Genomic DNA, 20,512 nt, shown 5'->3' with positions numbered 1-20,512 from the left:
TTCGCAAGGAGGGCGACGCCCGGCCGGACAGCTGTCGATACCCGATCAGCCACCGGCCGGCAGATCGTGCCGCAGGAGTCCACCTGCTGCGGCACGCGCGTCGTCCGTCGTTACTTCGCGGCCTTGGGCGGCAGCGATTCGATGATGTGATTGTCGTTGGTGTAGATGCACATTTCGCCCGCGATCGTCAGCGCTTTCTTGACGATCTCGGCCGGCGTCAGATCGGTATTCTCGACCAGCGCGCGTGCAGCCGCCTGTGCGTAGGAACCGCCCGAACCGATGGCCGCGACACCGCCTTCCGGATCGAGCACATCGCCGTTACCGGTGATGACCAGCGTGGTTTCCGCGTCGGCGACGATCATCATCGCTTCGAGACGGCGCAGCATGCGGTCGGTACGCCAGTCCTTCGCGAGTTCGACAGCCGAGCGCGTGAGGTGCCCCTGATGCTTCTGGAGCTTCGCCTCGAAACGATCGAGCAGCGAGAAGGCGTCTGCGGTAGCGCCCGCAAAGCCGACCATGACCTTGCCGTCATAGATCGTGCGGACCTTGCGCGCCGTCCCCTTCATCACGATGTTGCCGAGCGTGACCTGTCCGTCACCGCCAAGCGCGACCTGATCGCCGCGCCGAACGGAGACGATGGTGGTGCCGTGATATTGCTCCATGCCTGTTCCTTTTCGGGGGGCGACATACGCCCCGTAACGATTGGCCCGGACGTCGCGTCCATCACTACCGAACAACCGCTGAGCAACCGCCGGATCGGTGACGACGCGCCCTGCCGGGCGAGACGTGACTGTAGTTTAGGGCAATCGAAAGAATATCAAGAGGCGTCGACGGCATCGTGCGAGACGTGCCGTCGACGACAGGCCGATGCCGCGCAAAGCGGCATGGAGGGTGACTTTCGCGCGGCATTGCACCGCGCGAATTGAAAGCCACGAAGCAATTTCTCGGAAATTGCCTCGATTTTGCGTGACGCTCAGCGCGTCACGCCGCTTAGAACGTTGTGCGCAACCCCACGCGAACGGCACGGCCGCCCTGCGGCGCAATGTCGCGCAGCACCGAACTCGCGAGACGCACTTCCTGATTGGTCAGGTTCTCGCCCTTCAGATAAGCCAGCCACTGCGCACCGCCCGCCTTGAACTGATACGTGAGCGCAGCGCCCAGCGTGGTGTAGCCGCTCGTCGTCAGATCATTGGACGGGACACGTCCCTGATTGCTCGCATGCACCATTTCCAGACGCGCGCCCCAGTGGCCCAGTCCGTAGATCACCGCCGCCGTCAGACGCAACGGCGCGATGCGCGGCAGCGGTTCGCCCGTGTCGCGATTGCGGCCGATGGTGTAGTCACCGCGCAGTTCGACGTCGACATCGCCGTAGCCCTGCCAGACGCGCGCACGACCCTGCGCTTCGAAGCCGTACAGATCGGCGGGCACACCGGCGTACTGATACACCGGCAGCGGCTTCTCTTCGCCGGGCGCTGTCAGGCCAGTATTGTTCAGCGCGATGAAGTTCGAGAAGCGGCTGTAGAACACGCCCACGCTGCCCTTGTTGGGACCGTTCTCGTAGCGCAGCGCCACGTCGGTGGAGAAGGCCTTTTCCAGCTTCGCCTGCGCGTTGCCGATCTCGTACACGCCGGTCGCGAGGTGCGGGCCGTTCGCGTACAACTCGTAGAACGTCGGCGCACGCTCGGTGTACGACGTGTTCACCGCCACCGACCACGCGGGGGCCAGCGCGAACACCGCGCCCGCCGACACGCTGCCCGGCGTGAAGTTACGCGACGGCAGGTTTTCAAAGCGCTCGTTGCCGCCCGAACTCGGCTTCACGCTGGAATGCTCGATACGTGCCCCGAAAGAGAGCTTCACGGCCTGATTGACGGCCCACTCTTCGAGTGCGAACAGCGCCACGTTGGTGGTGTCGCTCTTCGGCACGAACGCCTCTTCACCGAGGGCGGAGAACGTGTTCTGCGAGAACTGCACACCGACCGCACCTTCGAGCGGCCCGATCTTCGCGTGACGCGCTTCGATACGTCCCTCGTAGCCGTGGTTCTTGAACGTCGTGCCCGTCACGCCATTCTCGATTTCCTTGTGCTCGTAGTCGGTGTAGCCGAAGTCGAACTTGAACGCCGTGAACGGGCCGCTCAGGTTACGCACTTCGCTGGCGAGTGCGAGACGTTGCTGACGCAGACGAATGCGCGTGTTCTCTTCGGCGACGGTGCCGTAATCGGAGTCGTAGCCGGAGTACGACAGTCCGGCGTAGCCGTTGGCCCACGTCCACGATGCGCCGGCGGCCGCGCCGCTGGTCTGTCCATCGCTATTGGGCAGGGTGCCCGACGGTTGCTTCGTGTCTTCGTCGTCGCGTGCGCGTTGCTGCGCCGAACGGGCGAAGCCGGGAATGCGCAGGTCGGCGCTCTTGCGCGCGAAGCCGTCGACGTGGAACGCGAACTGGCCGTTGCCGAATTCGAGTTGTGCTGCGCCGGCGCGCTCGCGGTTCGCACCGCCGTAGCTGAAGTCTGTCGCGCCGGAAATGCCTTTGAGCGCTTCGCGAGGGATGCGGTTATCGATGGTGTTGACCACACCGCCCACCGCGTTGCCGCCATAGAGCAACGCCGCCGGTCCGCGCACGATTTCTACGCGCTCGATGGAGAGCGGATCCTGCGCCACGGCGTGGTCGTAGGAGAGCGACGAGGCGTCAAGCGAGGCCGTGCCGTTTTGCAGCACGCGAATGCGGTCGCCGTCGAGTCCGCGAATGATCGGGCGGCTGACGTTGGGGCCGTACGACGTGGCCGACACGCCAGGCAAACCGTCCAGGGTTTCACCGAGCGTGGTGGCGCGGCGCAGGGCCAGCGCGCGGCCGTCGAGTTCGGTGATCGGGGCGGCGAGATCGGCGGCGGCGCGGCCGAGCGGGTTGCCCGTGACGAACGTGGCGGGCAGCGCAGCTTCGGGGGCGGCCGAGGGTTTGGCCGAAGCAGCCGCGACTGCCGGCGTGTCCGTGGACGCTTCCGCCGCCTGAACGGACAGGCTGGTGATGGCGAAAGCGCCGAAGGTGAGCGCCGCCGCCAGCGGCAGCGGTGCGAGTCGGGGCGACGTGCGGCGGTGTGCGGCGGACGTCACGTCTGAAGTCAGGGCGAGCGAGGTCGTCGCGCGTTGACGCGCGGCACGAAGGGTAGAGATGGCCATGTCGGTCTTGTGCTTGTAATCGGTCTGATGGGGCCGGGGCCCCTTGTATCGGCGCGGCATCAGGACGAATGGACGCGCGGCAACCGCCCGGCGGCGCGTCGCAAGTGGCGACGGCACGCATGGGCGTTCGTGCAGGTGGACATTCGTCGGATGCGCGCGAAGGCAATGCGAACGCGTCGACCAAACGTCTCAGACGACGGGGCGACGATTCACAAGGCTATGCGCGAGGATTCAGACCGTGACCGGTGGGGCGCGGGAGTCGAACGGCAGGACGACGGCGCTCGCGTGGCTTCGCCCGTTGAGGTGCAACGGCGCGTGCGCCGTGCTGGCGTCGCCTGCCCATTGGAGCACCGCCACGGCCATGGCAGCCGCGAGCGTCGCCCCTTCGAAGAGATGACAGTGATGGTGGTGTGTGCCGAAACTGGTGTGTGTGGTCCGTGCAGATTGCACGGACCAGTCTGCTGCGACGGCGGCGTCAGACGCGTCCGCATCGTCTGCGGTGTCGCCATCGTCGGCGACATTTGCAACGCTGGCGATGTCGGTCGCGTTCGTTGCCGCGAGTCCACCGCTGCGTCCCGACGTGTGTTGCCCGACGCCGGACAGCTCGCGCGCGTGCGCAATCTCATGTTGCAGGCCCCACATCTGCACGCAAAGCAGTGCGGTGATGAGCCAGACGATCCATCCGCTGCGGCCACGACCCGCGCGCATGCGCTTTCGCGCACGCCATGGGCGAGGGTCGGAGTCGATGGAAGGCATGAGTGACAATAATTGCAACTGAGTTGCAATTTTGCCATAAAGTGACATCACCCGCGAGCGCTATGAGTAGAACGGGGAGGATAACGGCGGAGGGTTAGCGGTGGAGGGTTAGCGGCTGGGGGAAGACGTCAAAGAAAGAAAAAAGGCATGTCGCGAAGACATGCCTTTGATCGACTGAGGCCACCGGGCACCGCCACCGCGCGGTTGCCGGGGCCAGCTGGCCGACGATCAGTCGCCGAACAGCTTTTGACGCAGTTCGCGACGCTCTTGCGCTTCGAGCGACAGCGTTGCCGTCGGGCGGGCGAGCAGACGCGGTACGCCGATCGGCTCACCGGTTTCTTCGCACCAGCCGTAGTCGCCCGAGTCGATGCGGGCGAGCGACTGCTGGACCTTCTTCAGCAGCTTGCGTTCGCGATCGCGAGTGCGCAGCTCGAGCGCGTGTTCCTCTTCGATGGTCGCGCGGTCGGCCGGATCCGGAACCACCACGGTTTCCCGCAGGTTCTCGGTCGTCTGCCCGGCGTTACGCAGAATTTCGGCTTGCAGCTCTTCCAGACGATTCTTGAAGAATTCGAGTTGAGCCGCATTCATGTAGTCCTTGTCGGACATCTTCAGAATTTCGGCCTCGGTCAAAAGTCGTTGCTTGCTCATGGGTTTCTGTGGCGTCTCTTTCGGATGATCCGGCGATGCCCCTGTAGCGGGTGGCACGTCTTGCTTACCGGCAATGCCGCGGGCGGCTTCTTGGGTTACTTTCCTGCCGGGCGATTTGGGCGGCGCCTTCTTCTTGGCGGCGGCCTCGTCGCCCGTCTTCGATTTGCCTGCTGGAGCACGCTTGGCGCCCGCTTCCGGCACCGGTTCAGACCGGCGCGTGGGGCGTGCGGTGGCAGTCTTGCGAGAGGCGGTGGCCATGACGGTGCTCCCCTGCCTACCCCCGGAATGCCGCGTCGATTCGCTGGCGGCGGTCCCAGTGGGCAGGTATTGTAACCGAATCGTTAGACAGTCCCGATTAAGGGCTTTCCCGTCACCGGATTCGGCGATTCCGCTCAGACCAGACAGCGTTCCAGCCCTTGCAGGATGATGTCTTTCGGCAGTTCCGCGCCAATGAACACCATCTTGGTGTTCGGCGTCTCGCCAGGTTGCCACTTCGTGCCCACGTCGCTACCCATCATCTGGTGAACGCCCTGGAACACGACCCGACGGTCGATACCGCGCATGTTTAATACGCCTTTATAACGCAATAAGCGTTCGCCGTACACCTGCAGGATGCTCCCGAGGAAATCCTCGAGCTTGGCCGGATCGAATTGCTTTTCGCTGCGGAAGACGAACGACTTGATGGCGTCGTCGTGGTGCGCGTGATGATGGTGGTGATGATGCCCGTGGTCGTGACCTTCGTGGTCGCACTTCCCATGGTCATGGTCGCAGTGCGCGTGATCGTGCGCATCGTCGTGATTATGACCGTGATCGTGCCCATGGTCGTGCGCATGCTCGTCGGCGGCCAGGAAGTCCGGATCGATATCGAGCTTGTCGTTCAGGTTGAAGCCGTGGATGTCGAAGATCTGCTTCAGATCGGCCTGACCGAAGTCCACCACCTGCTGCGGCGCGCGCGGGTTCATGTGGGTGAGACGGTGCTTGAGGTCGTCGAGGGCGTCCGGCGTCACCAGATCGGCCTTCGTGATGAACAGTCGGTCGGCAAACCCCACCTGACGCTGCACCACTTCGTGCTGATCGAGCTGCTGCTGGCCGTGCTTGGCGTCGACCAGCGTGATGATGGCGTCCAGACGGTAGGTGTCTGCGACTTCGTCGTCGATGAAGAACGTCTGTGCCACCGGGCCGGGGTTGGCCAGGCCGGTCGTCTCGATGACCACGCGGTCGAACTGGATCGAGCCGGCGTCGCGCTGGCTGTTCAGATCGGACAGCGCCTGCACCAGATCGCCACGGATCGTGCAGCAGATGCAGCCGTTGCTCATCTGCACGATCTGCTCGGCGTTGTCCTGCACGAGGATGTCGTTGTCGATGTTCTCTTCACCGAATTCGTTTTCGATGACGGCGATCTTCATGCCGTGCGCTTCGGTCAGGATGCGCTTGAGCAACGTAGTTTTACCGCTGCCGAGAAAGCCGGTCAGGATGGTGACGGGAGTCATGAATGCAATGTCCTGTGATGAAGCGGCGCATCGGAATGCGCCGGCGGCGGCGTGTGCCGTGTCAGTTGGTGGCGCCGGCGCACTGGGCGCAGGTGCCATGAATCAGCAGCTCGACCTGTTCGCCCACGAAACCCTTGGGCAGGCGCTTGAGTTCGCGCTCACTCAATTGGGGATGCTGGGGCCAATCGTCAAGACAAAAAGTTCGATGGCAGCGTACACAGCGGAAATGACCGTGCTGCGTATGCGGACGCGGCGCGCTCGCACGCTCGGGATCGACGTGCTCGGCCATGACGAAGCGGAAGATTCGGTCGTCGCCCGCCTGCTTGATCGCCCAGCCCTGCGCGACCAGCCAGTCGAGCACGCGGTAGGCCGTCACGCGGTCGAGCGGATCGGCGTCGGTGGCCAGATCGGCCAGCACTTCCTGATGAGTGAGCGGGCGGCCTGCCTTGAGCAGCAAGGCCAGCACACGAACACGCCCCGAAGTCACGCGGCCCGATTGCTCCTGCAAGCTCGCACGGGCAGCTTCCAGATACGGTTGTAATTGAGTAAGGCTCATGAATCGATTTAAGCACAGCGCCGTCAGCGCTGCAACCGAGTTGCAAATTGGTCCCAACGGCTCCGCATAGGCCATATTTCAGCCGGGGCTGGGGGATATTAGCCGACGAATACGGTGAGCTTCAGGCCACGTGACGGGAAGTGAACGGGCAATGCGTCATACAATTGACACAAAAACCCCCCTTCGTCATGTCGCTCACCGCCCTCGCCTTCGTCGTCATTGCTGCGTTTTTGCATGCCACCTGGAATTTCGTCGCCAAGCGCATCGATACGCGCGAAGGCGGCGGCCCGCAGCTAGTTTTCCTCTACGCCCTGCTGACCGTCGTGATCTACACGCCGCTGGCGTTGTATTTCCTGATGGGAACGCAAGCGAGCTGGCCGTCTGCGCTCGGCTGGGGGGTCATCACCGTCAGCGCCCTGTTGCATTACGGCTACACCCTGGTCTTGCAGCGCGGCTACCGCGTGGGCGATCTCTCGGTCGTCTACCCGCTCGCACGCGGCACCGGCCCGTTGCTGTCGTCCATCGGTGCCATCGTGCTGCTGGGCGAACGCCCGGGCTGGCTGGCGCTCGTGGGCATTGCGCTGGTCGTGTGCGGCGTGCTCGTGATTGCCGGTGGCGAACGTCTGTTCCGGCGCGGCAGCATGCACGCGGGGGCCGGCTGGGGCGTGCTGACGGGCGGATTCATCGCGGCATATACGTTGGCGGATGCCTACGCCATCCGCACCTTGATGCTCGCGCCGCTCGTCTATTACTACCTGGAAAACGTGCTGCGGGTCGTGTTGTCCGCGCCGACGGCATTCGCCCGTCCCGCCCGCATCGCCGTGCTGTGGCAAGCCAACTGGCGCAAGATTCTGATCATTTCCACGATCTCGCCGATGTCCTACTTCCTGATCCTGACGGCGCTCAAATACGCCCCCGTCTCGCACGTCGCCCCGGCGCGGGAGATGTCGATGATGGTCGCCGCGCTGCTCGGCGTGCGGGTGCTGGGAGAGGGTGAGATGCACCGCCGCGTGGGCGGTGCCGTGCTGATCGCGCTGGGTGTGGTCGGTCTGACGTTGGGCTGATGCCCTGCGGACGGTCACCCCAACGAAAGCAAGTACTTACATCCTCTGCAACCAAAGCCCCTTGAGGTACTCGCCTTCGGGGAATTGCGTGAGCATCGGGTGATCCATGCCCGCCGACAGGCGGCGAAGGATACGCGCGTCGACACCGGCATCGACGGCCGCACCGGCCACGATTTTCTGGAACAGGTCGGCGTCGATTGCGCCCGAGCACGAGTAAGTGAGCAATTGACCGCCCGGACGCAGCAGACGGAAGCCTGCCATGTTGATGTCCTTGTACGCCCGCGCAGCGCGGTCGACGTGATGGGCCGATGGCGCGAACTTCGGCGGGTCGAGCACGATCATGTCGAACGTACGGCCTTCCTCGCGCAGGGCACGCAGCGTCTTGAAGACGTCCGCGTCGCGCCACTCGGCACGGGCGGCGTCGAAACCGTTCAGTTCGACGTTGCGTGCGCCAATTGCCAGCGCCTCACCCGACGAATCGATCGACAGCACGCTCTGCGCACCGCCTGCCAGCGCCGCCAGCGAGAAGCCGCCGGTGTAGCAGAAGCAGTTCAGCACGTCGCGGCCCTTGGCCTGCTGCTGAACGAGTCGACGGTTATCGCGCTGGTCGACGTAGAAGCCGGTCTTGTGGCCGTTGCGCACGTCGACGTAATACTTCACGCCGTTTTCATGGGTCGTCAGCGACTCGGGGGCTTCGGGCGGCTCGGCCCCGGCCAGCACGCCGGTGATGCTCGGCAGCCCTTCGCGCTCGCGTACCGCTGCGTCGGAACGCTCATAGACGTTCGGGCAACCGGTCGCGCCCACAAGCGCCTTGGTAATGGCGTCCTTCCAGGCTTCGACACCCGCCGCCATGAACTGGCAGACGAGTTGGTCGGTCTCGGGCTGTCCCGGTGCGGACTGATAACGGTCGACGATCAGGCCCGGCAGGCCGTCGGCTTCACCGAAGAGCAGACGCGTCGCGCCCGTGTCGTGGACCATCTCTTCGCGGTACGCCAGCGCCGCCGACACGCGACGCTTGAAGAACGCGTGATCGACCGGCTCGTTTTCGTTGAACGTCCACACGCGGGCGCGGATAGCCGACACCGGGCTGAACGCGGCGCGCGCCAGGAAACGGCCGTCGGCGGCCCGCACCACGACCGTGGCACCGGAGGCCGGATTGCCGTCCACACGCGCCACGGCGGTGGCGTAAATCCAGGGGTGACGGCGCAGCAAGGACTTTTCTTTGCCGGGCTTGAGGGTCAAGGTATTCATGCGGGACGGACCAACGGTTGCATTCGGGGTGACGGGCAAGTCTCGCGGCACGGCGGGCCAGTGGGCCTACGGACCGGGCTCGGCCACACGCGGGAGGCATCCGGTGCGCGGACGGCACAACGCACAACGTGCGGGACTTGCTGGGGAAGGACGCGATTCTACACCGACTCGGCACGCACGCCGTAAAGCGCATCGTCGGCCCGGCGCGACATCGCGGCCAGTCTCAAGGCTTCTTGCGCGAGCGCGGATGCGCCTGATCGTAGACCTTGGCGAGATGCTGAAAATCGAGCTTCGTGTAGATCTGCGTCGTCGAAATATTGCTGTGACCGAGCATTTCCTGCACCGCCCGAAGATCGCCGGACGATTGCAGCACATGCGTCGCGAACGAGTGGCGCAGCATGTGCGGATGCACGTGCGTGGGCAATCCAGCGGCCAGCGCATGCCGCTCCAGCCCCTGCTGCACGGCGCGCGCCCCGATACGCTTGCCGCGCGCCGACAGGAACAGGGCGTGCGGTTCGGCCGACGCCAGCGGCGCGCGCATCTCCAGCCACTGCGCCAGCGCCTGCGCGGCCTTCTCGCCGACGGGCACACGACGCCGCTTGTTACCTTTCCCCGTCACCACGACCTCGCGCTCGGCCAGATCCAGCCAGCTCGCAGAGCGGTAGCCGTCCGCCTCGACGTAACGATGATCGAGCCCCGTCAGTTCCGACAGACGCAGGCCCGACGAGTAAAGCAGCTCGAACATCGCCCGGTTGCGCACGGCTTCGGCCGACGTGCCCGTCGCGAATTCGACGAGTGCCGACGCCTGATCGGGCGACAACGCCTTGGGTAGCGGTTTGGGTTGTTTCGGCGCGCGCACGCTTTCGACGGGATTCGCGGCGAGCGCGGTACGCTGGGCAAGCCACGCGAAGTAGCCGCGCCAGGCGGAGAGCTTGCGGGCGATCGAGCGGCCCACCAACCCTTCGCTATGCAGCTTCATCACGAAGCGGCGGATGTCGCCGTGTTGCAGCGATTCAAGCGCACGGCCACTGGCAAGACGCTGTAACTGACGCAGGTCGCGCGTGTAGTTTTCCAGAGTGAGCGCCGCGAGCTTGCGCTCGCTGGCAAGCGACGTCAGATAGGTCCGGATGCCCGGCTCAAGCGGCGGCTCGGGAGGGGACTCAGGCGATGCTTCAGCGGACGAAGCGGACGACTCAGGCGACGTGTCGTTCGTCCCCCCTGCCGCCCCCTTCCGCTTGCCAGCCGACGCTCCGGAGCGCATCTCAGTCGTCGGCGCGCAGCTTGCCGAGGGCAGCGCCGGCGAGTTCGCCGATCTGCGTGAGGAAGTCGGTCGCCATACCTTCGTGGAAGCGGCGCGCGTCTTCCGAACCCATGACGAGCAGGCCGAAGACCGGGCCGTCGGTCACTTGCGGGTCGCGCAGCGCGAGCAGCGCGACGGAAGCGGGATCGCTCGGTGCGCCCAGCCACGTCACCGCTTCGAAGCCGGTGTTCGCGCCGCAGTACGGCGTGACCAGGCTCGTCGCAAAAATCTTCACCTCTTCGCTGACGCTGCGGGCGAACTCGGCCGGTTGATACGGCGCAGCAACGTTCCACAGACGCACGGCCGCGAACGGCACATTGAAGACGTCGCGCAGACCACGGGCAATCGCCTCGGGCAGCGCGTGCGGGTCACGCTCGCCCAGCAGACCGAGGGTCCAGCGGTGCAGCTTGCCCGAGATATCGTCGTTTTCGTGGCCGTAGCGCATCAGTTCGGCGAGACGTCGCTCGATCTGCTTGGTCTTCTCGCGCTGCATCTCGATCTGACGCTCCTGCAACGACACCGCCCGCTGGCCGTGCGGGCTGGTGAGCCGCACGCCAGCCAGCAATTCGGCATGGCGCTCGAAGAAGTCGGGATGCGCAATCAGGTATTCCGCAATATCTCGGTCGTTCATGAATGTCCGTCTGCTGTTCGTCAACTGCCGCCTGTCGTCCCCGGCATTCAATGTCCCGAACACAAGGGTGACGTGCGGCCGCCTGGGTCGCTAAATCAGAATCCGTCTGAAACCAATGCCATGCTGCCTGCCCTGACGCCGAAGACGTCAGACTTCGATCGTCCCTTCGAAGACCGTGGCAGCCGGCCCCGTCATGATGACCGGACCGCTTGCGCCGTCCCAGTCGATGGTGAGCGTGCCGCCGTGCGTCTCGATGGCGACAGGCGCCTTGAGCAGACCGCGACGGATGCCCGCCACCGCCGCCGCACAAGCACCCGTGCCGCACGCCAGCGTCTCGCCCGCGCCGCGCTCGTACACGCGCAGCCGCGCTTCGTGCGGGTTCACCACTTGCAGGAAACCGGCGTTCACCCGGCGCGGGAAGCGCGGGTGACGCTCGACCAGCGGGCCGTCCGTCTCGACCGGCGCGGTGTCGACGTTATCCACCACCTGCACGGCGTGCGGATTGCCCATCGAGACCACCGAAATCCAGGTCGTCTTGCCGGCGACGTCGAGCGGCCAGAGCGTGTCGTCGCCTTCGCGGCGGCCTTCCAGACCGGCCGCGTCGAACGGCACGTCGGACGGCGTGAGAATCGGTGCGCCCATATCCACGCTGACCTGACCGTCTTCGCGCATCGTGAGCGTGATCACGCCCTGCTGCACTTCGACCTTCACCGTCTGCTTGTCGGTCAGGCCGGTGTCGCGCACGAACTTGACGAAGCAGCGTGCGCCGTTGCCGCAATGCTCGACCTCGCCGCCGTCGGCGTTGAAGATGCGATAGCGGAAGTCCACGCCCGGCATCGTCGAACGTTCGACGAGCAAAAGCTGGTCCGCGCCGACGCCAAAGTGGCGGTCGGCGAGCGCACGCCACTGTTCGGGCGTGAAATCGATGGTCTGCGAGATGCCGTCGATCACGACGAAGTCGTTCCCGGCGCCTTGCATCTTGGTGAATTTGAGCTTCATGCCGCTATTGTAGTGGAGAAGGTCGACGCGCATCCGGTGCCGGTCAATAGACGCCCGGCTGCCCCTCGGGGCGCGTCTTGAAACGCTTGTGGACCCAGTAATACTGCTCCGGCATCTTGAGAATCTGCTCTTCCAGGAAGGCGTTCATGCGACGCGCGTCGGCGTCCGGGTCGCCGCTGGGGTAGTTTTCCCAGATCGGGAACACCTTCAGACGGTAGCCCTTGAAGTTAGGCAGCACTTCGCCGATGAACGGCAGAATCTGCGCCCGGCCGACTTCCGCCAGCCGCGACACCGACGTCAGCGTGCAGGTCTCGACCCCGAAAAACGGCACAAACGTGGAATTTCGCGCGCCGTAGTCCATATCGGCCGCCAGCATGACCGGCTTCTTCTTGCGGAACATGCGCAGCACGTCGCGGGCGCTGTCGCCGCGCGGGATCATCTCGGCGTCGAAACGGCCGCGCTGCTCGCGCGCCATCGCGTCGAACGCCGGGTTCGACATCGGCGTGTAGAGCGAGGCGCAGGGCCGGTGCAGCGAGTAGTTGATGAACACGGACGCCGCCTCGATCCCCACGAAGTGGAAGCCGAGCAGGATCGTGGGGGGCATGTCCGGGGCGCGCAGATCGACGGCCGAATCGAGTTCGATCAGGCGTTCGAGCTTCTTGCCGCTGCCGAACCACTGGACGCTGCGCTCGGCGTAGCTCCGGATGGCGTGGACGAACGACGCCTTCGCCACGCGCTCGCGGGTGGCGTCGTCCCAATGGGGGAAGCACAGGCGCAGATTGGTGTGCACCACCCGCTTTCGGGAGCTTGGAATCCGGTACAACACATGCCCGATGCCCGCGCCGAAACGCGCGACCCAGCTATAGGGCAGCAGGTTGAGTCCGCGCAGCAGACCCACGCTGAGGTAGTACCCGAGGGATTTCTTGGGAGTGGTAGCCATGTCGCAAGCAGGATTTCTTCAGGGGCGTATAATAAGCGACATCGCCGAGTTAACTGACAACTTGCGGGGCGATTCGAGTGAGCCACCATACATAGGCAGCCCATTCGACCAACTTTCCGCTAAAGCGTCGCCGCTTCTCCTCCGATGACGGCAACGTGAGTCGCCAAATACGTTAGAGGAGCCACAAGTGGCGAACGACTATCTCTTTACCTCCGAATCCGTCTCCGAAGGTCACCCGGACAAGGTCGCCGACCAGATCTCGGATGCCGTTCTCGACGCCATCCTGACGCAAGACAAGTACGCGCGCGTTGCTGCGGAAACGCTTTGCAACACGGGTCTCGTCGTGCTCGCAGGTGAAATCACCACGACCGCTACGGTCGACTATCAGCAAGTCGCACGTGAAACGATCCGCCGCATCGGTTACGACAACACCGACTACGGTATCGACTACAAGGGCTGCGCCGTGCTGGTCGCCTACGACCGCCAGTCGCCGGACATCGCCCAGGGCGTGGACCGCGCACACGACGACAACCTCGATCAGGGTGCGGGCGACCAGGGCCTGATGTTCGGCTACGCCTGCGACGAAACGCCGGAACTCATGCCGCTGCCGATCTACCTGTCGCACCGTCTGGTCGAGCGCCAGTCGCAAGTGCGCCGTGACGGTCGTCTGCCCTGGCTGCGTCCGGACGCCAAGTCCCAGGTCACCATCAAGTACGAAAACGGCCGTCCGCACAGCATCGACACCGTGGTGCTCTCGACGCAACACGCGCCGGACATCGCACTGGAAGCGCTGCGCGAAGCCGTCATCGAAGAAGTCATCAAGCCGGTGCTGCCGGCCGACCTGATCAAGGGCGACATCAAGTTCCTGGTGAACCCGACCGGCCGTTTCGTGATCGGTGGCCCGCAAGGCGACGCCGGCCTCACGGGCCGCAAGATCATCGTCGACACGTACGGCGGTGCTGCACCGCACGGCGGCGGCGCGTTCTCGGGCAAGGATCCGTCGAAGGTCGACCGTTCGGCAGCCTACGCTGGCCGTTACGTCGCGAAGAACATCGTGGCCGCCGGTCTGGCTTCGAAGTGCGTGATTCAGGTCTCGTACGCCATCGGTGTGGCGCGTCCGACGTCGGTCATGGTCAACACCTTCGGCACGGGCAAGATCAGCGATCAGCGCATCGCCGAGCTGGTCGAGAAGCACTTCGACCTGCGTCCGAAGGGCATCATCCAGATGCTCGACCTGCTGCGTCCGATCTACGAAAAGACTGCCGCTTACGGTCACTTCGGCCGCGAAGAGCCGGAATTCTCGTGGGAAGCCACCGATCGCGCCGACGCCCTGCTGGCCGACGCCGGTCTGCGCGCTGTGGCCTGATTCGGCTAAATCGCTTCACGGCCAACGCCGGTTTCGACCGGCGTCAGCCAAACAAAACCCCCGCCCGGGTCACACCGGCGGGGGTTTCGTTTTGGGCAATTGGACCGTACTGCGGCGCTTGTGCTGCGACGAAGCGCCCGCCCCTCAGCGCAGCAACAGCTTCATCATCGCGGCGAACCGCTTGCCGTACGGGGGATTGAGCAGACCGCCGCCATTCCAGCGTGCCTGACGGAAGATCGGCTTCTCCTTCGAGAACGTGCGAAAGCCCGCCTCGCCGTGATAGCCGCCCATGCCGGACGGCCCCACGCCGCTGAACGGCAACGAATGCTCGGCGACGTGCAGCAGCGTGTCGTTGATCGTCACTCCGCCGGAGATGGTGCCCTCCACCACCTGATCGATGCGCGCATTGTCGGTGTCGAACATGTATAGCGCGAGCGGACGCGGACGCTCGTTCACGTATGCAATCGCAGCGTCCAGATCATCGTAGGGCACCACCGGCAGCAGCGGCCCGAAGATCTCCTCACGCATCACGCGCATGCCGTCATGCACGCCCGTCAGCACGACAGGCGGCAGACGTCTGCGCTCGACTTGCGCCGGGGCGTCGAACAAGGCGTGCGACGTCGCGCCCTGCGCGGCCGCCTCGCCTGCCAGCCCGGACAAGCGCTCGAAGTGACGCGCCGACACGATGCTCGTGTATTGCCGGTTGTTCACGGCATCCGGGTAGAGGTGCGACGCCACCTGTCGCGCCGTCGCCACGAACGTGTCGAGCTTCTCGCGCGGCACCAGCACGTAGTCGGGGGCGACGCACGTCTGCCCCGCGTTGAGCAACTTGCCGAGCATGATGCGCTCCACCGCGTGCTCCCAGCGCGCCCCCGGCCCGATGATCGCGGGCGACTTGCCGCCGAGTTCCAGCGTCACCGGCGTGAGATGCTCGCTCGCCGCGCGCATCACGTGGTGCCCAATCGATGTCGCCCCGGTGAACAGCAGATGGTCGAACGGCAGCGACGAAAAAGCGCGTGCGACCTGGGCGTCGCCGGTCACGACCGTCACCCATTCCTGCGGGAATGTCTCGGCAATGGCTGACGCAAACACTTCCGCAAAACGCGGCGTGACTTCCGACACCTTGATCATCACGCGGTTGCCTGCGGCCAGCGCATCCGTGAGCGGACCGATGGCAAGAAACAGCGGGTAGTTCCACGGCACGATCACACCGACCACGCCCAACGGCTGGGGGACGATGGCACGCCGCGCAGGTAGCAGCCAGAGGTTTGCCCAGCCCGATGAGCCTCGCATCCAGCGACGCGTGTGCGACAGCGCATGCTTGAGATTGCCCAGCGATGGGAACAGTTCGAGCATGTCGGTCTCTTCTTTCGACCGCCCGCCAAAGTCCTCGTCGATGGCCTTAGCGAAGGGCTCGCGATACTTGTGCAACATGCCGAGCAGCGCCGTCAGATGACGTTTGCGAGTCGGCCAGTCGACGTGCGGAGCGGCGTCGTGCGCGTGGCGCATCGCGTCGAAGCGGGGCAACAGCATCGCGCGCGCCAGATCGTCGTCATGCGACACCTGCAACGTCGCGGCTTCATGCAGCCCGCCCCCGCCCATCTCGTCCTTGTGTCCCATGCCGTTCCTCCCTGCGACTTGCCGGTGCGTGAGTGCGCCGGTCGCTGTCGTCGATATGCCGTCGATGTGTTGTCGTTATGTGAAGCCAGTGCGTCGATGCGTGACGCTTTCGCGCGATGCTTCGGGTCTTACCTGCCGCCTTACCTCACGCCTTATGCAAGAAACGCTCTGTCGAGCCACGCGCGTTGTACACCGACAGGTATCGTGTCCGGCATCACGCCGTAGACACGTCCGCCTGCGTTAGCAAACCGGCTCTCGACGAACCCGTGCGCCAGCGCGGACGGCGCATGCTCCAGCAACAACGCGGCCTGTGACAGCAACACGATCTGTTGCGCGATGGCACGCGCGCGCACCGCATGCGACGCGGGATCGGCGGCGAGCCATCCGTGCAACTGCGCGAGCGCAGCGCGCAGCGTCGCGTGCGATCCGACGCGCTCGCCGAGCCACTGAAACCAGCTTTGCGCGACGTCCGGCTCGCGGCTCATGGCGCGCAGCACGTCCAGACACATCACGTTGCCCGAGCCTTCCCAGATCGAATTGACGGGCGCTTCGCGATACAGACGCGCCAGCGGCCCCGTCTCGACATACCCGTTGCCGCCCCACACCTCCATGCATTCGCCGGCGAGTTCGAGCGCGCGCTTGCACACCCAGAACTTCGCGGCCGGCAGCACGATGCGTCGCCATGCGCGCTCGACAGGCGAGTCGTCGTCCGACAAACTCGCATCGAAGGCACGCGCGAGCCGCATCGCCAGCCACGTCGCTGCCTCCGACTCCAATGCGAGATCGGCGAGCACCGCCGTCATCAGATCCTGATCGACGAGTTTCGCGCCGAACGCCGTGCGATGCCGCGCGTGGTGAATCGCCTGCACGACACCCGTGCGCATCATCGCCGCGCTGCCGATCACACAGTCGAGCCGCGTGTACGTCGCCATCTCGATAATCGTGGGCACCCCGCGCCCCGGTGCCCCCACACGCGTGCCGTACGCGCCCTGAAATTCCACCTCGCTGCTCGCGTTCGAGCGATTGCCGAGCTTGTCCTTGAGACGCTGAATCTGTACCGCGTTCTTGTGGCCGTCGGGCCGGTAGCGCGGCACGAAGAAGCACGACAACGCGTCGCTGTCGCTATCGCGTGCGAGCACCAGATGCGCGTCGCACTGCGGTGCGGAGAAGAACCATTTGTGTCCGACGAGCGAGAACTCGCCATTGCCCACCTCGGTCGCGACGGTGGTGTTCGTGCGCACGTCGGAGCCGCCCTGCTTCTCCGTCATTCCCATGCCGATGAGCAGGGTGTGCTTCTGCGCGAGCGGTACGTCGCGCGGATCGTGCTGCGGCGCAAGCAGTTTGTCCTTGATCGTGGCGAAGAGCGCAGGCTCCTTCGCGAGTACCGGAATACTCGCGAACGTCATCGTCGTAGGACACAGCGAACCGGCTTCGTTCTGCGCGTGCAGAAAATACGACGCCGTGCGCGCCGCCATCACCCCGCCACGCGGATGCGCCCACGGCAGCGATTGCAGTTGTGCACCGCGCAATAGCCCCATGAGCGAATGCCATGCGGGATGAAACGCGACGCGGTCGATGCGATTGCCTTGCGAATCGAAGGATTCGAGTTCCGGCTCGTGACGATTGGCGTCCTGCGCCCACTGCTGCACTTCCGCCTCGCCCACGCGCGCGCCCTGGCGATGCAACTCCTTCGCTTGCCAGTCTGCGTCGAAGGCCGCCACAGCGGCTTGCAGCGCGGCATCCGTCGCGTAGAGGTTGTAGTCCGTGAGCGGCGGCACCTGATTGGTGACGTCGTGCGTCTGCCAGGCTTCAGTCATCCGTGTCTCCCTTGCGCGCCATCCCGAATGCCTTACATGGGACGGTCACTTCAAGTCGATCATTTCATCATAGCGGCTATGCCCTCGTGCTCGCACAAATTAGAGGAATGCTTCACTTCGCCCCCGGGCACACGCATTGTCTGCCTACAATGAGTGCCGCTGCAAAGTGACGTCGACGAGGCTTTCCGGAAGATCGACGCAGGCGGCACGAGACACAGGCATCGCAAAGAACCATAAGCAAAAGCAGCGAACGCATTCAACAACAAAGTTGAAGCAGTGCCATCCAAGGGAGGATGACAGCATGGACTATGACTACGTCATTGTCGGCGGCGGCTCGGCCGGTTGCGCACTCGCGGCGCGTCTGGCGGACGGGTTGCCCGATCGCACCATTGCACTCGTCGAAGCCGGTCCGCCGGACAACAGCTTTCTCGTGCGTTTGCCGCTCGGCCTCGCAGCACTCGTGCCATTCGCATCGCGCCGCAACTATGGCTATCGCACCACACCGCAAGAGGGACTGGCGGGACGTCAGGGCTATCAGCCACGCGGACGCGGTCTCGGTGGCTCCAGCTCGATCAACGCGATGATCTACACGCGCGGGCATCCGGAGGACTACAACGACTGGGCGCAAGCAGGCTGCACCGGCTGGGCGTGGGACGACGTGCTGCCGTACTTCCGTCGCAACGAGAACAACGAGCGCGGCGCGAACGCATGGCACGGTGCGGGCGGCCCGCTCAACGTCGCAGATCTGCGCACCGTCAATCCGTTCTCGCAACACTATGTCGACGCTGCACGCGAAGCGGGATTTCCCGTCAGCGATGACTTCAACGGCGAGCATTACGAAGGCGCGGGCATCTATCAGGTGACGCAGAAAGACGGCCAGCGATGGAACGCGGCGCGCGCTTATCTGCACGGAAAAACGCGCAACAATCTGCACGTGATCACCGACGCACTGGTGCAGCGCATCGTGTTCGACGGCAAGCGAGCCACGGGCATCAAACTGCAACGGCAAGGCACTCTCCAGACGATTCATGCGCGCGCCGAAGTGGTACTGAGCGCAGGCGCGTTCAACTCGCCGCAGCTGCTGATGTGCTCGGGCATCGGTCCGGCCGAACAGCTTCGCGCGCATGGCCTGGACGTGCGGGTGGACGCCCCTGGCGTGGGCGAGAACTTGCAGGATCACATCGACTTCATCGTCAACAAGTACATCGCGCATCGCGATCTCGTCGGCTACACGCCTGCGGGGCTCTGGCATCTGCTCACGCAAGGGATCGAATACCTGCGCGACCGGCGTGGTCTGTTCGCGAGCAATGTGGCGGAAGCGGGCGGCTTTCTGAAAAGCGAACCGTCGCTCGCACGGCCCGATTTGCAGATGCACTTCCTCGTGGGCATTTGCGACAACCACAACCGGCGTCTGCATCTGCGGCGTGGTCTGTCCTTGCATGCGTGCGTGCTTCGACCGAAGAGTCGCGGACGCGTCACGCTGGCGTCCGCCGACATGCGCGACGCCCCGCACATCGACCCGGCGTTCCTGCAAGCGCAGGAAGACGTCGACACGCTGCTGCGCGGTGCGCGCGTCATCCGCCGCATTCTCGCGGCCCCCTCGCTCGCGAAGTTCGGCGGCGAAGAATTGCACAGCCGGGGCGTGGAATCGGATGAAGCGCTGACCGCATTGATCCGTGCGCGCGCCGACACCATCTATCACCCGGTCGGCACTTGCCGGATGGGCAGCGATGCGGCGTCGGTCGTCGACACAGAACTGCGCGTGCGCGGCGTGGAGGGATTGCGCGTGGTCGATGCATCCATCATGCCGACGCTCATCGGCGGCAACACGAACGCTCCATCGATGATGATCGGCGAGAAGGCTGCGGACATGATGCTAGCGAGTGCGAAGGCGTCGGCTCAACCCGCGGGAGAGCACGTCGGCGCGCGCGTTGGTGCCGATGCTGACGTGTCGCTCGACGGCGCATCTGCCGTCGAGACGATGACCGCCTCCACGCCCGTCTCCACACGATTAACCGCTCGGGCGCAGCCACAGGCTTAGGAAAGCCTCACCCCACAGCGCACTCGCCAGCGCGCCAAGCACGAGCCACGGGCCGAACGGCAACGGCTCGCGTAGCACGCGAGCGCGTACCAGCCCGTAGGCGGCGAACGCCAATGTCGCTGCCATCGCGCCGAAGGCGAGCATCAGCGGCACGCCGATCCAACCGAGCCACGCACCGCTGGCGGCGACGAGCTTGGCGTCGCCGCCACCGAGGCCGTCGTGGTGCGTCAGCGCGCGGTACACCGATCCGATCGTCCACATCACCACGTACCCGAGCGCAGCCCCCAGCACGGCTTCGTCGACCGGCAGCGTCACCCCCATCACACTGCATAACAGCCCCGCCCATAGCAGCGGCAACGTGAGCACATCCGGCAGCAATCGCGTGTCGATGTCGATCAGGGCCAGCGCCAGCGATGTCGCCCCGAAGCCACTCCACACGATCATCGCGGCGTATTGCTTCGATGGCACGAACGTCCACGCCATCGCGGCAAACAACACGCCGACAGCTAACTCGACGAGCGGATAACGTGCGGCAACCCTCGTACCGCAATCGGCACATCGCCCGCGCAGCCACAGATAGCTGACGACCGGGAAGTTATGACGCGCAGCAATGCGCGACTCGCAATGCGGGCAGCGCGACGGCGGCCATGCGAGATTGAAGACCGGTGTCACCGGGGGAATCTGTCCGGACCACGCCGCGACTTCACCCGCCCACTGCGTCTCCAGCATGCGCGGCAACCGGTAGACAACCACGTTCATAAAGCTGCCCGCAAACAATCCCAGGACAGCCATCGCCGCAGCGACCGCTTCACGCGGTAACGCCTGGAACTCACGCCATAGAAATTCGAAGAGAGAGAGCATC

Annotated in this window: 17 protein-coding genes; 3 read left to right on the top strand and 14 right to left on the bottom strand. The window is 64.8% G+C overall.

The annotated features are described in order from the left end of the window. Window positions 1-110: 110 nt before the first annotated feature. The 6 genes from hslV to PAQ31011_RS06780 all read right to left on the bottom strand — a co-directional run bounded on the left by hslV (window position 111) and on the right by PAQ31011_RS06780 (window position 6,621). Complete coding sequence (gene hslV / locus PAQ31011_RS06805; RefSeq protein WP_039394773.1) at window positions 111-662, bottom strand: ATP-dependent protease subunit HslV; 552 nt, start codon at window positions 660-662, stop codon at window positions 111-113. Between the two features lie 328 nt (window positions 663-990). Beyond that, window positions 991-3,171, bottom strand: a complete 2,181-nt coding sequence (locus tag PAQ31011_RS06800) for a TonB-dependent receptor (protein ID WP_246179418.1) — start codon at window positions 3,169-3,171, stop codon at window positions 991-993. Between the two features lie 231 nt (window positions 3,172-3,402). Beyond that, complete coding sequence (locus PAQ31011_RS06795; protein WP_150575119.1) at window positions 3,403-3,879, bottom strand: hypothetical protein; 477 nt, start codon at window positions 3,877-3,879, stop codon at window positions 3,403-3,405. Window positions 3,880-4,155: 276 nt separating this feature from the next. Further along, window positions 4,156-4,575, bottom strand: a complete 420-nt coding sequence (gene dksA / locus PAQ31011_RS06790) for an RNA polymerase-binding protein DksA (protein ID WP_039401961.1) — start codon at window positions 4,573-4,575, stop codon at window positions 4,156-4,158. 392 nt (window positions 4,576-4,967) lie between these two features. Then, the gene (locus tag PAQ31011_RS06785) at window positions 4,968-6,065 is read right to left on the bottom strand and encodes a CobW family GTP-binding protein (protein ID WP_150575118.1); all 1,098 of its coding nucleotides are present in this window, start codon (window positions 6,063-6,065) and stop codon (window positions 4,968-4,970) included. Between the two features lie 61 nt (window positions 6,066-6,126). Beyond that, window positions 6,127-6,621: a Fur family transcriptional regulator gene (locus PAQ31011_RS06780; protein WP_046290399.1), complete on the bottom strand. Its 495-nt coding sequence runs from the start codon at window positions 6,619-6,621 to the stop codon at window positions 6,127-6,129. 188 nt (window positions 6,622-6,809) lie between these two features. Between PAQ31011_RS06780 and PAQ31011_RS06775 the strand changes: the two genes are divergently transcribed. Beyond that, window positions 6,810-7,685 (top strand): DMT family transporter, encoded by an 876-nt coding sequence (locus PAQ31011_RS06775; protein WP_150575117.1) that lies wholly within the window; start codon window positions 6,810-6,812, stop codon window positions 7,683-7,685. A 36-nt stretch (window positions 7,686-7,721) separates the two neighbouring features. Here the strand turns inward: PAQ31011_RS06775 and PAQ31011_RS06770 are convergent, their stop codons facing one another. The 5 genes from PAQ31011_RS06770 to PAQ31011_RS06750 form a co-directional block, all read right to left on the bottom strand. Continuing rightward, complete coding sequence (locus PAQ31011_RS06770) at window positions 7,722-8,936, bottom strand: class I SAM-dependent rRNA methyltransferase (RefSeq protein ID WP_150575116.1); 1,215 nt, start codon at window positions 8,934-8,936, stop codon at window positions 7,722-7,724. A gap of 223 nt (window positions 8,937-9,159) precedes the next feature. Continuing rightward, the gene (gene xerC, locus PAQ31011_RS06765) at window positions 9,160-10,197 is read right to left on the bottom strand and encodes a tyrosine recombinase XerC (RefSeq protein WP_150575115.1); all 1,038 of its coding nucleotides are present in this window, start codon (window positions 10,195-10,197) and stop codon (window positions 9,160-9,162) included. A 1-nt stretch (window position 10,198) separates the two neighbouring features. Beyond that, a complete protein-coding gene (locus PAQ31011_RS06760) occupies window positions 10,199-10,867 on the bottom strand; it encodes a DUF484 family protein (protein WP_039394754.1) in 669 nt (222 codons plus the stop codon). 147 nt (window positions 10,868-11,014) lie between these two features. Beyond that, window positions 11,015-11,866, bottom strand: coding sequence for a diaminopimelate epimerase (gene dapF, locus PAQ31011_RS06755; protein WP_150575114.1), 852 nt, complete (start codon window positions 11,864-11,866; stop codon window positions 11,015-11,017). 43 nt (window positions 11,867-11,909) lie between these two features. Next, window positions 11,910-12,806 (bottom strand): lipid A biosynthesis lauroyl acyltransferase, encoded by an 897-nt coding sequence (locus tag PAQ31011_RS06750; RefSeq protein ID WP_150575113.1) that lies wholly within the window; start codon window positions 12,804-12,806, stop codon window positions 11,910-11,912. A 187-nt stretch (window positions 12,807-12,993) separates the two neighbouring features. Between PAQ31011_RS06750 and metK the strand changes: the two genes are divergently transcribed. Next, window positions 12,994-14,172, top strand: coding sequence for a methionine adenosyltransferase (metK, locus tag PAQ31011_RS06745; RefSeq protein WP_150575112.1), 1,179 nt, complete (start codon window positions 12,994-12,996; stop codon window positions 14,170-14,172). Between the two features lie 144 nt (window positions 14,173-14,316). Here metK and PAQ31011_RS06740 read toward each other — a convergent pair whose 3' ends face one another. Both PAQ31011_RS06740 and PAQ31011_RS06735 read right to left on the bottom strand, forming a co-directional pair. After that, a complete protein-coding gene (locus PAQ31011_RS06740) occupies window positions 14,317-15,705 on the bottom strand; it encodes a coniferyl aldehyde dehydrogenase (RefSeq protein WP_150575782.1) in 1,389 nt (462 codons plus the stop codon). Window positions 15,706-15,944: 239 nt separating this feature from the next. Then, entirely contained in the window at window positions 15,945-17,609 is a 1,665-nt protein-coding gene (locus PAQ31011_RS06735) for an isovaleryl-CoA dehydrogenase (RefSeq protein ID WP_150575111.1), read from the bottom strand. 301 nt (window positions 17,610-17,910) lie between these two features. On the opposite strand from PAQ31011_RS06735, the gene PAQ31011_RS06730 reads away from it, so the two are divergent. Next, window positions 17,911-19,650, top strand: a complete 1,740-nt coding sequence (locus PAQ31011_RS06730; RefSeq protein ID WP_150575110.1) for a GMC family oxidoreductase — start codon at window positions 17,911-17,913, stop codon at window positions 19,648-19,650. Here the strand turns inward: PAQ31011_RS06730 and PAQ31011_RS06725 are convergent. Further along, complete coding sequence (locus PAQ31011_RS06725; protein WP_150575109.1) at window positions 19,621-20,511, bottom strand: prepilin peptidase; 891 nt, start codon at window positions 20,509-20,511, stop codon at window positions 19,621-19,623. The two genes, PAQ31011_RS06730 and PAQ31011_RS06725, sit on opposite strands and share 30 nt — an antisense overlap. Between the last annotated feature and the right edge of the window lies 1 nt (window position 20,512).

The organism is Pandoraea aquatica, from assembly GCF_902459565.1.
GTDB lineage: Bacteria > Pseudomonadota > Gammaproteobacteria > Burkholderiales > Burkholderiaceae > Pandoraea > Pandoraea aquatica.
The sequence above is the reverse complement of the archived record's forward strand: the minus strand, read 5'-3'. Positions and strand labels throughout refer to the sequence as shown.